The organism is Niabella sp. (assembly GCF_030150205.1).
Lineage (GTDB): Bacteria > Bacteroidota > Bacteroidia > Chitinophagales > Chitinophagaceae > Niabella.
Map to the genome: position 1 here is coordinate 72038 of NZ_JASLGT010000033.1, position 13906 is coordinate 85943.

The following is a 13906-nucleotide window of genomic DNA, read 5'->3' on the forward strand; positions in this document are numbered from 1 at the left end:
GCAACTTGAAAAAAGCTTTTTTTATCTTATTATGCTTAGCTGCAGGGATGGTGCATTCAGCAGCACAAGAAAACATAACATTTGATACATCTACAGCCATCCGGGTTGCCGGGGACAAAATAGATGGGGGCGATTTCAATGTTCTTTTAACAAAACAGATCGGGCCGGCTAACACCACCCGTTTCAGCAAATTTGCTGACACATCATTAAATAACACATATAAGCGCATCAATGACAGTACCTATGAAATCTTTATCCGGAACCCCGCCAAAACAGTATATTTAGTAAGAACGGAGCTTCCGGAGGGCCATGGCACTAATTTCGATTATCAGCGAAAAGATGCCCTGGGGTTTTCACTTTCATTCGCAAATGAACTTCCAGCAGCGTTTTCAATAAATTACCAAACAGCAAAGGAACAAATACAATATACCTACGCCTACGTACTCAATCCGTTTCTTGTTCGGTTTCGCATGGAAGCAGGAGGTAACAAAAAAAGATCAAGAACCTTTATTTTTAACTATACCTTCCCCAAACCCGTGCCAAGGTTTGTAACCACGGAAGACACCCTTATAAAACTGAAACAGCGCAATCCAAGTTATGATTTCAGAAGTTCGGAGAGCTGGCGGGACACCGCATCAAACTTCCGCTCATCAACTGCTACATTTGGCAAAAAGGCCTTTTTGCTATCTTTTGAACATTATGGAAGCTGGGAGTACAGAGATGTTCCCAATCTCTTAAAATACAAACTGGACCATGAAACCGACTGGAGGTACACTTCTTTAAGCAATACTCCATCCATTTTGTTAGATGGCCTGGCAACAGGAGATCATGAATTACAGGTATCATACACAGGAAATGTTTCTGATGTTTTTATTTACAGGTTCAAAATAGTGCCCAACTGGCTCCATTTTCCCATTTGGTGGGTACTTGCGGGCATTTTGTTTTCAGCGATCCTCTTTTATTTTATCTACAAAGCCCGTTTACGCACTGTCCGTGAAAAAGCCCAAAAGACCCGGCTGGAACTGCAGGCCATCCAATCGCAGCTCAACCCCCATTTTATGTTCAATGCACTGGGCTCCGTGCAATACCTGATGCATAATAACGAAAAGGAAAAAGCCGATCACTATCTTACCGAGTTTAGCGCATTGCTGCGTAGCTCGCTTAGCAACAACGAAAAAGAAATGATACCGCTTTCCCGGGAATTGCAGGTACTGAACAGTTATATCGCATTGGAACAGCTACGTTTCGGGTTCCGGTATCAATGCACAATCGATGAAGAAATAGCAGTAGCAACCATTCCTGTTCCCACACTCCTAATGCAACCGCTGGTAGAAAACGCCATTAAACATGGCATTTCCCCGCTGCGCGAAAAAGGGGTTCTTGAAATACAAATACTCCAGGAGGAAAGGGATCTTTTCATAGTGATCCTTGACAATGGCTCCGGCTTTGCTTCCACGCAGTTGTATACCGGCTTAGGAACAAAACTGGTTAAAGAACGGATCTCTATACTCAAACGCAATGGGTACCATATTGAACTAACTTTTAAAACCAATCAAAAAAACGAAACAAAAGTCTGCCTGAAATTCAGCAACTGGATCTGATGCCCAATAATTTCGGTTTATGAAATAACTATAAAAACGCCCGGGCAAATTTGTGCCGGGCATTGAAAATTTTTATACTAAATTCCATATGGCTACAAATCCATAAAAATATGCACATGAAAGCGATCATTATCGATGACGAGCCCAACAATGTCCGAAACCTGGAGCTGCTGTTAAGAGAGCATTGCAGCAACGTTCAGATCATTGCTACCGCTATGAACGCCCATGAAGGCAGGGAAGCCATTTTGCGCCATCAGCCCGACCTGGTATTTTTAGATATCCAGATGCCCGGGCAAAACGGGTTTGAACTGCTGCAATCCCTGCCATCCCCGGCATTTGAGGTAATTTTTGTAACGGGCTTCGACAAATATGGCATTCAGGCAGTGAAGTTTTCCGCCATCGATTACCTGTTGAAGCCCATTGTTGTAACAGAGCTCAAAACAGCTGTTGATAAAGCTGTTTCAAAAACAGAAACCAAACGTAAGAACAGCCAACTGGAAAACCTGCTGCTGCTCCTGCAACAGAAAAGCAGCCGGAAAGACCATAAAATAGCGCTGCCTTCTGCCAGGGAGATCCGTTTTGTAAGCCCTGCAGATATCATCTATTGCGAAGCCAAAAACAACTATACAGTTTTCTATCTAACATCACAGGAAAAGCTGGTCATTGCCAGGCCGCTTTACGAGTATGATGAGCTGCTGGAAGATTATGATTTTATTCGTTGCCACAATTCCTACCTGGTAAACCGGCATTTTATAAAAAGTATCCTCAAAGAAGACGGTGGCAGCCTGTTGTTGGAAAACAATGTACAGCTTCCCATCTCCCGGCAAAAGAAGGAACAGGTCCGGCAGGCCCTGCTAAAAAAATAACGTGTTAGCCCGGTACCTGTTTAAATAAAATCTTCTCGGCTGGGACTGAACGCATCCACCAGCATACCCGCTTCCAAACAGGTACATCCATGCAATACATGCGGCGGCACATAAAAGCCATCGCCCGCAGCGATCACTTTCTTTTGATCGCCAATGATCACTTCAAAAGAACCACTGGCTACATAGCTTGACTGCGAATGAGGATGCGTATGCAATGCACCCACTGCTCCTTTTTCAAATTGTACCTTCACCAGCATCAGGTGCGCATCAAAGCCATATACCTGCCGCTGTGCCCCCGGGCCCGCATCCTGCCAGGGTATTTCGTTGTTTGTCTGAAAAAAATCACTTTGAACCATGCTGATTATTTTAATAGGATCGTTTGTTGTTTTTGCGCCCATGCCTCATTTGTTAAAAGACATGGGCGCAAATGTATTAAACCCGCGGGTTTTGTATCCACAAACAGCATTTTTATCCCGGAAGATCCGGGCAAAAGGTACTTACAACCCGTTTTTCTACTCGCAGCCTGAAATTTTTCAATAAAAATTTAAAAATCAAGGTTTTTTTAAAGTAATTTATCCGCCTGTTCGTCTTACCTTTCTGATGCAGGAGCAAAAACTGGCAATATTGGGGGAGGAAAGGAAGCAAAACGTCATCCAGACCGTAAAGGATTACGGTAAACGTCTCTTTGGTTTTATTCGTAAAAACGTAAACACCGATGCCGACGCTGAAGATATTTTGCAGGATGTTTGGTACCAGTACACCAATGCTACGGCCACTCAAACCATCGAACAGGTCAGCGGCTGGCTGTTTAAAGTGGCCCGCAACAAAATCACCGACAAATACCGGAAGAAGAAAGACAACCGGATCGATGATTTCCAGTATGAGAATGAAGAGGGCGAGCTCCAGTTCCGCGAACTGTTTTTTACCCTGGATAATGATCCCGAACTGGCCGACATCAAGAAGCTGTTCTGGGAAGCGCTGTTTGCAGCACTGGAGGAACTGCCGGCCAATCAGCGGGATGTATTTATCCTGAATGAGCTGGAGGAAAAAACCCTGCAGGAAATAGCCGATGCGGCCGGTGAAAATCTGAAGACCATCATCAGCCGGAAACGCTATGCGGTACTGCATCTGCGCAACCGGCTGCAGTATTTATATGATGAATTAATGAACTATTAAACGATATTATTATGAATTATAGAAGAAAAGGCAGGCGGCCCCGGGTGTTTTTATTCGTGCTGCTGGGATTATTGGCCATCCTCCTGTTTGGATGGATCGTGATGCTTTTATGGAATGCAATACTGCCCGATCTGCTGAATACAAAGCATATTACCTTCTGGCAGGCCGTAGGATTACTGATACTTTCAAAGATCCTTTTTGGATTTGGTCCTGGGGGAAAGCATCATCATCACAAGGGTCCGTCGGATCGTCTCCGCCAGAAATTCCGGAACATGAGTGATGATGAACGGAAGGAATTCCGGGAGGCATGGCGGCAACGCTGCGGCCAGTGGCGACGTTCTCCCGGCGGGGAATAAGACCAGGTAACACATTAAACAACATAACCCTCTCTTTTATGGATATACAGGACTACAGAAGGCCCAAATATAATGTGCCCATCAATATTGAAGAACGGGATGATTGCTACCGGTTAATGGCATATGTACCCGGATACGCGGAGGAAAACATCCGTACCCATATCATTAATGACACCCTTGTCATCACCGGCAACCGGGATGAAGATGATGCTATTGTAGAATTTTTAAAGCAGGAATTTCCCGTAAAGGATTTTGAACGCAGTTTGCAGCTGAACGGCCTTGTGGATACGGCCTGTATCAATATCCGGTTTCACGAAGGAGTACTGACGATCTTCTTACCCAAAAAACAGGAAGCATCCCTGCATCATATCCGGCAGCAGCTGGAAACATCGCTTGCAGGATAACCACCGCACAATACCAGGAACCGGCGGCTTATGCTTTTGTCTGAAGACGGGCTGTCCGCTTCCGGATCCTGCTGAGGCTTTCCGGCTCAATGCCCAGCATGGAGGCAATATATTTTAAGGGTACCCGGCGGATGATTTCCGCATCATGCTCCAACAGCTCCAGGTAACGGGTCTCCGGCGATTTAACCATAATGTCCAATGTACGCTGAACGGTAGTTAAAAAAAGCGATTCGGCCATCTTGCGCCCAAAGCGCTCAAACACTTTCGCCCGCTCATATCCTTTTTGCATCTGATCATAATGAAGCTGGATCAGCACCGTGTCTTCCAATGCTTCTATATTCATTACCGATTTGGAGCGGGTCAGGAAAGCCGCATAGTCGCTGGCCCACATATTTTCCCGGAAGATCTTGTAGGTATGTTCTTTTCCCCCAATCTCATGATAAAAGCGGATCAATCCCTTATCAATATAATAGACATGGTTGGCAACATCACCTACCCGGCTTATTTTTTCGTTTTTCCGCACCGTTCTTACTTCCATATCCGCGGTCAGAAACGCAAGCTCATCTTCATCAAAATGAAGATACCCTTCCAGGTTTTTAATCAGGTTGTTAAACATATCGTTTGTCTTAATTAACAGGTATAGCAGCAACCGGGATGGAAATTACTTCCATTTTTTATTCTTTCCCATAGCATACCGGATACCGCCCAAAATATGTTCCAGGAACAACGGATCTGTATAGGATTCATTTACATGACCCAGCTCCGTATAAAAAACACGGCCGCCCTCAAAATTGTGGTACCAGGCCATTGGATGAAAATCTCCGTTTTTGCCGCCCTCATAACTTTTTTCATCGATCGTCATCAGCACTTTTACATCCTTGCTGATATTCTTAAAATTGTACCACTCATCCTTACGCACCCATTGCGCAGGCAGATGTTTGGTACTGATATGTGTTCTGTCGGTAATATTTAAAGTAGCGGTTTGCTGTTTGGGGTGACTCAAAAACCAGGCACCCATCATCTGGTTGTACCAGGGCCAGTCATACTCCGCGTCGGTGGCCGCGTGAATACCAACAATGCCACCGCCCTTGTGTACATATTCCTGGAGCGCTTTCTGCTGTGCCTCGTCAAACAGGGTACCCGTGGTGCTCAGGAAAACGATCGCCGCATATTTTTTAAGATTCGCCGCGGTAAATGCACCGGAGTCCTTTGTACTGTCTACCGAAAAGCCATGCTCCTGCCCCAGTTTATAGATCGCGGGCAAACCGGCCTCTATGGATTGATGATAAAACCCCGCTGTTTTATAAAAAACAAGCACCCTTGGCCCGGCGGCGCCGGCTGCCGCTGCCACTACCAGCAGCAGCATGAATATAATTGTCTTTTTCATATCAGAATTTAAACCGTTTTCAAATTGGTTTTAAAGATAATACGCCTCGTGTAAATATAACCCTATAAGGCTCATAAACTTATCAATAAATGAGAATTCCTTCCAAAAAATCCCCTGGGAATCGTTACTTTTGCGTATTATATAAATTTTATTGAATATGAAAGATGTCGTATTCTCGCTTCCGAGCGAGGCGCTCGGAACCGCAAATTCAGCTGTTTTGCTGGGAGACTTTAACAACTGGGACATTGATAAGGCCATCGCCTTAAAACCTCATAAAGACGGAACATTAAAAGCCAAAGTAAAACTGGAACCCGGACAAACCTATGAATATCGCTTTTTGCTCAATGACGGACGCTGGGTAAATGACTGGGAAGCCCAGGGATATGTGCATAAGCAGCATTTTGGAATCGACAATTCCGTGATCACTGTTGAAGTGGAGGTGGAGTTGCTGGTTGAAAAAAAGCCAAAGACCAAAGCTGCAGAGAAAGCCCCCAAAGCCGCCACCAGGGCAGCCAAAAAGGTAGTAGAGGCCGTAAAAAACGATCTCACCAAGATTGAAGGTATTGGTCCGGCCATTGCTAAATTACTGGAGCAGGAGGGTATCCAAAACTTTAAAGATCTTTCCAAAGCCACTATCAAAAAATTAAAGGGTGCGTTGGATGCTGCAGGAAGCAAATTCGCTATGCACGATCCGAAGAGCTGGCCCAAGCAGGCAAAACTCGCAGCTGCAGAAAAGTGGGAAGAGCTGAAAGCGTTACAGCAGGAGCTGATCGGCGGAAAATAAAGAAACTCAGGAAACAGTCGTTGGCACACCCGCGACTGTTTTTGTTTGCAGCGCCGGCACTTTACGTACCAGAAAGAGGGTCACTACCATACAAACCAGTAACAACATGCCTACTAACTGATGCAGGATGCTAAGCAACAGCTTATCCGGCGTAAGATAATTTATCAATGCCAGTATCCCCAGTATTACCTGTACCAACACCAGTGTCATGGGCAGGAAGCGCATTTTATACAGCAGGGTTGATTTCGGAAGTTTTGTAAGCCGCAGGGTAAAAAATAGCATCAGTACCGTGATCAGGTAGGCCAGGCCGCGATGGATAAACTGGATGGTGATCAGGTTATGGGTAATATCGCTCCAAAAACCACCTTCATTCAGCATCGATGCCGATGGGATCATACTGCCATTGATGGTAGGCCAGGTAATAGAAGCCTTACCGGCATGCGTTCCGGCCATAAAAGCGCCGTAGGTCAGCTGAAGGGTGATGACTACCAGCAGCAGGATGTTGAAACGGTGCGTGCCGCTGTCGGCAGCGATCTGGTTTTCCCTAACGGTAAGCTTTAGTGCAAACCACACTACATAGCACAACAACAGCAGGGCCGCCAGGAAATGTATCGCCAGCCGGATATGACTCACATATACAAGGTCGGTTCCTACACCGCTGCTAACCATGATCCAGCCGATAGCCCCTTGCAGCCCCCCCAGCAAAAAGAGCACGATCATGGGGCTCAGCATGCTGCGGTCTATTTTCTTTTTTATAATAAACCAGATAAACGGGATCAGGAACACGACACCGATCAGCCGTGCCCAGTCGCGATGCAGCCATTCCCAGAAATAAATGCCCTTAAAGTCGGCCAGGGTAAAATGGTTATGGATATACTTAAATTGTGCGATCTGTTTATATTTTTCAAACGCCTCATTCCAGGCCTGTTCATTCATAGGCGGCAATGCACCCAGGATCGGCTGCCATTCGGTAATGGAAAGTCCCGAACCGGTAAGCCTCGTAAGTCCGCCCAATAAAACCTGGATAATCAGCATTCCGGCGCCGATAAATAACCAGGTGGCCACCGGTTTATTCTTTTGTAATTGCATAACGCGCAAAATTATCAAATTATTTGGTTCCGGGGTTCAGGTTTCACCGGTGAATGCTAAAACTAAAAGCTAACCGCTGATGGATGAGAACTGAAAATACCAGGAACCAAAAGCCAGGATCCAAAGAACCAGATTGCCGGATATGACGCCACCGGCTGAGAACTGAAAACTGATCACTGAAAACTTAATTTCAAAGATCAAACTTTCATATTAAGGTCTAAAAGCTAACCACTGATAGCTGAAAATACCAGGAACCAAAAGCCAAGATCCAAAGAACCAGATTGCCGGATATGACGCCGCCCGCTGATAACTGAAGACTGAAAACTGATAACTTAATTCCAAGAATCAGACTTTTCATATTAAAGGCTAAAAGCTGACCGCTGATGGCTGATGGCTGAAAACTGATCACTGAAGACTGATAGCCGACCACTCCGCCAACAAACATTTATCTTTGCAAAAATTTTTTTGAAGCATGTTGCAATTACAGGTATTACGACAAGACACAGAAGCCGTTAAACAGCGGCTGGCAGTAAAGAACTTTAAGGAACCCGGGCTGGTGGATGCAATCATTTCGCTGGACGATCTGCGTAAAAAATCGCAGCTTGAGTTCGATACCACTCAATCCCTTGTCAACAGTGCTTCGAAAGAGATCGGTCAGCTGATGGCCAAAGGCGACAAAGAAGCCGCCGAAGCCAAAAAAGCGGAAGTGGCCGCGGCCAAACAAAAATTACAGCCCATCAGCGAACAACTGGCCCGTGCAGAAAAAGAGCTGCTGGAAAAACTGGTACTGTTACCCAACCTGCCTTCTCCCCTGGTGCCCCCGGGCAATAGCCCAGAAGACAACGAGGTGGTAAGAGAGCATGGAACAAAACCCATATTGGGTGCAGATGCCGTGCCGCATTGGGACCTGATCAAAACTTTTGACCTGGTTGATTTTGAAACCGGCGCCAAAATAACCGGCAGCGGATTTCCCCTGTATAAAGGTCAGGGAGCCCGGCTGCAACGGGCACTGGTGCAGTATTTCCTGGATCAGAATATAGCGGCCGGATATACCGAGTACCTGCCCCCGTTTATGGTAAATGAAGCATCGGCCTATGGTACCGGGCAATTACCGGATAAAGAAGGACAGATGTACCATATGCCTGCGGATAATTTTTACCTGATCCCGACCTCAGAAGTTCCGGTTACCAATATTTACCGCGATACGATCTTAAAACAGGACCAACTACCGGTAAAAATGACGGCTTATTCACCCTGCTTCCGCCGTGAGGCCGGCAGTTTTGGAAAGGATGTGCGCGGCCTTAACCGGGTTCACCAGTTTGAAAAAGTAGAGATCGTGCAGCTTACCCATCCCGATAAAAGCTATGAAGCGCTGGAAGAGATGGTGGCCCATGTGGAGCGCCTGTTACAAAGCCTGGAACTGCCTTACCGCATCCTGAGGCTTTGTGGTGGTGATATGTCATTTACATCGGCCCTTACGTATGATTTTGAAGTATACAGCGCAGCCCAGGAACGCTGGCTGGAAGTAAGCTCTACATCTAATTTTGAAGCCTACCAAACCAACCGGATGAAGATCCGCTTCAAAGATGAAAATGGTAAAACCCAGCTGGCGCATTCGCTCAACGGCAGTTCCCTGGCCTTGCCACGCATTGTGGCCTGTTTGCTGGAGAATAACCAGCAGGGTGATAAGATCATATTACCCAAAGTGCTGGCTCCCTACTTTGGAAAAGAAGCTATTACAAAATAGATATAACAAACTGTTATAAGAAGTTTAATCTAAATTAAAGTTTAAAAATGTCAACCTGTAGGTTGACATTTTTTTTATTTTGTCAACGTATATATTGACTTTTTAGGTAATTTTGTCAATGTATATATTGACTTTTATGCAAAAAAGATCACTACAGATACAACAACTGAACGCAAAAATGCAATCCTACAGGGCGCTACAGCACATAAAGGCGCCTGCTACCGGGTGGTTAAAAGCCATCCGGACCACCTTAGGTATATCACTCAAACAGCTGGGCAACCGGTTGCAAAAAAGCAAGCAAAATATTGCCATGCTGGAACAGCGCGAAAAGGACGGGAATATTTCCCTCAACTCCCTGTGCGAAGTGGCCGAGGCACTGGATATGAAACTGGTGTATGGATTTGTTCCAAAAGATACAACGCTGGAACAACTGATCGACCGCAAGGCCACCGAGCTTGCTACAAAAATTGTGCAGCGAACCTCTCAAAACATGAAGCTGGAAGGGCAGCAGAATAAAGACGCCCGTATCAAAAAAGCCATCGAGGAAAAAGCACAGATCTTTAAAAGTGAATTACCAAAAATACTATGGGATTAAAGATCAGCTATACCGCGGGACAAACACCATTGGATGAGGACGAAAAAGAAGGACTACTGATTGAAACCATTACTACAAAAGCAGAACTAGACGAGTTTGAACAGTTGAATATTGAAAATGCTGTGCAATGGACCATGCAGCAGCAATTCAGACAGGAACTCCTTTTAACAGGAACTTTTATTAAGCAGCTGCACCAGAAAATGTTCTCCGACACCTGGGCTTGGGCGGGTGCATTCAGAAAAACCAATAAAAATATCGGCGTTGATAAACTCCAGATCAGCATTGAACTTAAAAAGCTATTGGATGATGCCCTGTTTTGGATCCATAATGAGACATTTGAACCGGATGAAATAGCTGTCCGGTTCAAACACCGTATTGTAAGCATTCATTGTTTTGCCAATGGCAATGGCCGGCACAGCCGTTTGCTGGCCGATGTAATTGCAGCCCATATTTTCAGACAGCCTGTTTTTAGCTGGGGAGCGGCAACCTCCACAGGGGATGCAAGAATGCGCTATCTTCAGGCATTAAAAGCAGCAGATCTTGGCGATATGCGCCCCCTGTTTTTATTTGCAAGGTCGTAAACTTTTGCAAAGAACAATAACGATAAAACAAATTGCACTGAAAAATATTTTTGATATCCAGACCGAGCTGTTCCATGTATTGGGCTACTCGATGAGTTACCTGGAATTTTTTGGAGTGCTGAGCGGACTTGCAGCAACCTGGCTGTCGGCGCGGGCGCACATCATCAGCTGGCCTGTGGGCATCGTGAATGTGGTGCTTTCCTTCTGGCTATATTTCCAGGTGCATCTTTACCCGGATATGCTGCTACAGGTGTTCTTCTTTATCACCAATATCCTGGGCTGGTGGCGCTGGGCACATCCCAGGGCATTTGAAGCCGATCCCAAAAAACAGCTGAAGGTCAGTTTTATGAAACCGGCACAGCTCACACGTACCATCCTGGTTGCCGGTGCCGGAACCTTTCTGTTGGGAAACTTTGCCGGCCGCCTGCACGAATGGTTCCCGAGCATTTTTTCAGCGCCCAGTTCGTTTCCCTTTGCCGATTCTTTTATTATGGTGATGAGCATCCTGGCTACCTTTTATATGATCCAGAAAAAGATCGAATGCTGGATCATCTGGATGCTGGTAGATGTAACCGCCACCGTGCTTTACTATGTTAAAGGCATCCGGTTTTATAGCCTTGAGTACCTGGTATTTACCGGTATCGTGCTCTTTGGCTTCCTTCACTGGATAAAGGAATACCGTTCCTATTCATCACAACCGGTTTGATACACATACTGGTCATTGGGAATTCCGGTTCCCGGAAAAGGTGCATGAAGCGCGGAATCGAATTCATCAAAACGACGGTCCCGGTTTAAAAACATAAAAATAATTGTCATGAAATTGTAAGTTGGCGTATTTATTGCTAATTTTAAAGAAACAATCGTTTATGAAAAAGATAATTCTTTGTGCATACATCGCTTTAGTAGCGGCTATTGCCTGTACGCCCAAGGCGTCTCCGTCTACTACAGATGCAGTTATTCCTGAGGCCTCCAACGTTAGCAGCAGTCAGGCAACTATTGATGCCGGTCATACGATCTTTACCACCAAATGTACCAAGTGCCACGGTGAAAAGGACAAAGCTGTTGCATCCAAGTCGTACGATGAGCTGAGGCCCATCCTGGCCGCTATGTCCAAAAAGGCCAAGCTGAGCACAGAAGAAGTACAGCAGGTTTCCGCCTATGTATATGCCCATGCTAAAAAATAATAGGGTCCGGGTATAAAAAAAGTAAACCTCCTTTAACAGGAGGTTTTTTATTTTTTAACGGCTTATGGTTAATATTGCATAAACCATTCCAGAGTATATGAAGAAATTAGCAGGTCTGTTTTTTGTATCCGCTGTTGTCATTTTCAGTTGTACCCGCAAGGCCGCCCCTACCATACCCAACCGGCCGGTAGAGCCGGTAGCCGGTAACAAAGCCGATACTGCGGACTTCAGTTCCAGCAATCCGCTGGTGGCCGGAAAGGCCATTTATGAAATAAAGTGTACCAAGTGCCATAAAGCAAAGAATATGGCCGACTGGACGCAGGACGAGTGGAAACCGATCCTGAATTCAATGGTAAAAAAGGCCAAGCTTAACGATCTGCAGATATCGCAGGTTACGCAATACGTAAACGCAAACGCGAAAAAATAACGGAAGAGCGTTTCTAAAAGGAACGTCACCGGTATTGTTGAGCGGATTTTTCTATCTGTGACAACTTTTTTGTGACAAAAAAAAATGGTCACAGATTTCCTGTCACAAAAAATCCGGCGCGCCCTTCCGGGCCGGGTCAAAAGCTCTTTTATAACGCATGATACCGGCAGCAATTCAGGCGATAACATCAAGGCCATACCGAGGCAGATGTTCCGGAAGCCGGGGATCATTTGATCAAAAAGGCACGGAAGGCCAGGGAATCCCCGTTAAAAACATTAAAATCTACGTTTGCGTCGATCCCGTTTACATGGCCTGCATCATTGTGTTGCCATAAGGTCCAGTCGCGTTTGATACGCGGCTTTCGCTTTTCATAGTAATGAGCCACCCATAAAGGATAGGCATCAAAGGCCTTGCCCAGGTATTTGTCATAAAAATCGGCATTGGTATAAATAACTGGTTTTACCCCGTAGTGCTGTTCCACCAGCCGCAACCACACTTTTGACCGGGCCTGGATCACAGATGCCGGAAGGTTGCTGGTTTGTTCTACATCCAGCACGGGTGGCAGGTCGCCCGGTTTCAGCGTCACATTTTTGATAAAATTTGCCGCCTGTTTCACCGGGTCCCGGGAGGGAATAAAAAAATGATATGCGCCGCTCGGCAACCCGCTTTGCCGGGCATTCTTCCAGTTGCGTTTAAACTGTGCATCCTGATCATTTTCACCTTCTGTGGCCTTTATAAATACAAAACTGATGCGGATATTCTGGATGTCCATGGCTTTTACGGCCTCCCAGTTGATCCGCTTTTGATACCGGGATACGTCAATTCCATGCAGGGAATAATCTACCGGGATCTCAATTCCAAATTCGGGATACTGCTTTACCTCAAGCTCAAACCGCCGGTTCCAGTCCAATAAAAACAATCCTCCCACCAGCAAAATCAACACAAGCAGGGACAATACCAGTTTCCACTGGTACGACATGCCTTTTTTCTTCCGTTTCCTTTTTTTCCTGGTAGCCATAAAAAATGCCGGGTTCCTGAATGAACCCGGCAAAAATATTTGATTAATAGATGCTATCTTTTATCGGCGATTAAATTTTGTCTTAAACATGCTTTTACGGTTTTCAATATCATCCAGCGCCTGTTCCACGGCACTTAACCGGGCAATCTTTACCAGCCCTTCGGTACCTGTTTCATAATCGGACGCTGAGCTATAGATAAAATCCGATGCATACCGCACGATCCGCTCCTGTACAGGAATATTGTGCAGCAACTCCAGGTGCTCCGCCATAATCTCCGGCCTTGCCAGATCTATGGAAAGCATTTCTTTTACCCGCTTCCAAACCTCCAGTTTCTTCTGTGCGCCCAAAAAACCATAATTTTTTTGAAAGTGCTCAATCAGCCACTGCCGGCGTTCTTCAGGTTCGTTATAAACCGCCTCTATCACTTTTTCGGTTGTAAATTGCTTAAAGGCTTTCCGGAGGTCTTTAAAAGAGATGTTTTTCTGTACCTGGCAGATGATGTACAGTTTATTAGGCATGAGGCACCAACCATACACGATCAACCCTTTGCTGCTGATATAATGATTCAGCGTGTGTACAATAATTTGTTTGTACACCGGCCTGATGAAGATATCAGTAAGATCAACGGTTTCCAGTGTTAAAAAATAACAACCGTGATCATCAAATGATATAACCCGTTCATTATCCATG

Annotated in this window: 18 protein-coding genes; 12 read left to right on the plus strand and 6 right to left on the minus strand. The window is 45.5% G+C overall.

All coding sequences use genetic code 11. The annotated features are described in order from the left end of the window. The first annotated feature begins 5 nt into the window (after positions 1 to 5). On the plus strand, positions 6 to 1601 hold the full coding sequence (locus Q1V85_RS23725) for a histidine kinase (protein ID WP_300604220.1): 1596 nt from the start codon (positions 6 to 8) through the stop codon (positions 1599 to 1601). 116 nt (positions 1602 to 1717) lie between these two features. Next, positions 1718 to 2467 (plus strand): LytTR family DNA-binding domain-containing protein, encoded by a 750-nt coding sequence (locus Q1V85_RS23730; protein WP_300604222.1) that lies wholly within the window; start codon positions 1718 to 1720, stop codon positions 2465 to 2467. Positions 2468 to 2487: 20 nt separating this feature from the next. Here the strand turns inward: Q1V85_RS23730 and Q1V85_RS23735 are convergent, their stop codons facing one another. After that, positions 2488 to 2865, minus strand: a complete 378-nt coding sequence (locus tag Q1V85_RS23735; protein WP_300604225.1) for a cupin domain-containing protein — start codon at positions 2863 to 2865, stop codon at positions 2488 to 2490. A gap of 202 nt (positions 2866 to 3067) precedes the next feature. Here Q1V85_RS23735 and Q1V85_RS23740 point away from each other — a divergent pair, with 202 nt between their 5' ends. Genes Q1V85_RS23740 through Q1V85_RS23750 form a run of 3 tightly spaced genes read left to right on the plus strand, consistent with a single transcriptional unit; the run spans position 3068 to position 4403 of the window. After that, positions 3068 to 3643, plus strand: a complete 576-nt coding sequence (locus Q1V85_RS23740) for an RNA polymerase sigma factor (RefSeq protein WP_300604227.1) — start codon at positions 3068 to 3070, stop codon at positions 3641 to 3643. Positions 3644 to 3654: 11 nt separating this feature from the next. Beyond that, the gene (locus Q1V85_RS23745; RefSeq protein ID WP_300604229.1) at positions 3655 to 3999 is read left to right on the plus strand and encodes a hypothetical protein; all 345 of its coding nucleotides are present in this window, start codon (positions 3655 to 3657) and stop codon (positions 3997 to 3999) included. Positions 4000 to 4037: 38 nt separating this feature from the next. Continuing rightward, positions 4038 to 4403: an Hsp20/alpha crystallin family protein gene (locus tag Q1V85_RS23750; protein ID WP_300604231.1), complete on the plus strand. Its 366-nt coding sequence runs from the start codon at positions 4038 to 4040 to the stop codon at positions 4401 to 4403. A 28-nt stretch (positions 4404 to 4431) separates the two neighbouring features. On the opposite strand, the gene Q1V85_RS23755 is transcribed toward Q1V85_RS23750, so the two are convergent. After that, a complete protein-coding gene (locus Q1V85_RS23755) occupies positions 4432 to 5019 on the minus strand; it encodes a Crp/Fnr family transcriptional regulator (RefSeq protein WP_300604233.1) in 588 nt (195 codons plus the stop codon). Between the two features lie 45 nt (positions 5020 to 5064). Further along, entirely contained in the window at positions 5065 to 5790 is a 726-nt protein-coding gene (locus Q1V85_RS23760; RefSeq protein ID WP_300604235.1) for a ThuA domain-containing protein, read from the minus strand. 157 nt (positions 5791 to 5947) lie between these two features. Here Q1V85_RS23760 and Q1V85_RS23765 point away from each other — a divergent pair, with 157 nt between their 5' ends. Next, positions 5948 to 6574 (plus strand): glycoside hydrolase family 13, encoded by a 627-nt coding sequence (locus Q1V85_RS23765; protein WP_300604237.1) that lies wholly within the window; start codon positions 5948 to 5950, stop codon positions 6572 to 6574. 6 nt (positions 6575 to 6580) lie between these two features. On the opposite strand, the gene Q1V85_RS23770 is transcribed toward Q1V85_RS23765, so the two are convergent. After that, positions 6581 to 7663, minus strand: a complete 1083-nt coding sequence (locus Q1V85_RS23770) for a COX15/CtaA family protein (RefSeq protein ID WP_300604240.1) — start codon at positions 7661 to 7663, stop codon at positions 6581 to 6583. A 472-nt stretch (positions 7664 to 8135) separates the two neighbouring features. On the opposite strand from Q1V85_RS23770, the gene serS reads away from it, so the two are divergent. The 6 genes from serS to Q1V85_RS23800 all read left to right on the plus strand — a co-directional run bounded on the left by serS (position 8136) and on the right by Q1V85_RS23800 (position 12197). After that, positions 8136 to 9410: a serine--tRNA ligase gene (gene serS / locus Q1V85_RS23775; RefSeq protein ID WP_300604242.1), complete on the plus strand. Its 1275-nt coding sequence runs from the start codon at positions 8136 to 8138 to the stop codon at positions 9408 to 9410. Positions 9411 to 9546: 136 nt separating this feature from the next. After that, the gene (locus Q1V85_RS23780; RefSeq protein WP_300604245.1) at positions 9547 to 10005 is read left to right on the plus strand and encodes a mobile mystery protein A; all 459 of its coding nucleotides are present in this window, start codon (positions 9547 to 9549) and stop codon (positions 10003 to 10005) included. Beyond that, complete coding sequence (locus tag Q1V85_RS23785) at positions 9996 to 10586, plus strand: mobile mystery protein B (RefSeq protein WP_300604247.1); 591 nt, start codon at positions 9996 to 9998, stop codon at positions 10584 to 10586. The genes Q1V85_RS23780 and Q1V85_RS23785 overlap by 10 nt, the downstream gene beginning before the upstream one ends. Positions 10587 to 10590: 4 nt before the next feature. Then, the gene (pnuC, locus tag Q1V85_RS23790; RefSeq protein ID WP_300604249.1) at positions 10591 to 11292 is read left to right on the plus strand and encodes a nicotinamide riboside transporter PnuC; all 702 of its coding nucleotides are present in this window, start codon (positions 10591 to 10593) and stop codon (positions 11290 to 11292) included. Between the two features lie 160 nt (positions 11293 to 11452). Beyond that, positions 11453 to 11770: a cytochrome c gene (locus Q1V85_RS23795; protein ID WP_300604252.1), complete on the plus strand. Its 318-nt coding sequence runs from the start codon at positions 11453 to 11455 to the stop codon at positions 11768 to 11770. Between the two features lie 97 nt (positions 11771 to 11867). Next, positions 11868 to 12197: a cytochrome c gene (locus Q1V85_RS23800; RefSeq protein WP_300604254.1), complete on the plus strand. Its 330-nt coding sequence runs from the start codon at positions 11868 to 11870 to the stop codon at positions 12195 to 12197. 226 nt (positions 12198 to 12423) lie between these two features. Here Q1V85_RS23800 and Q1V85_RS23805 read toward each other — a convergent pair whose 3' ends face one another. Next, entirely contained in the window at positions 12424 to 13215 is a 792-nt protein-coding gene (locus Q1V85_RS23805) for a glycoside hydrolase family 25 protein (protein ID WP_300604256.1), read from the minus strand. Between the two features lie 60 nt (positions 13216 to 13275). Further along, the gene (locus Q1V85_RS23810; protein ID WP_300604258.1) at positions 13276 to 13905 is read right to left on the minus strand and encodes a hypothetical protein; all 630 of its coding nucleotides are present in this window, start codon (positions 13903 to 13905) and stop codon (positions 13276 to 13278) included. Position 13906: the final 1 nt, after the last annotated feature.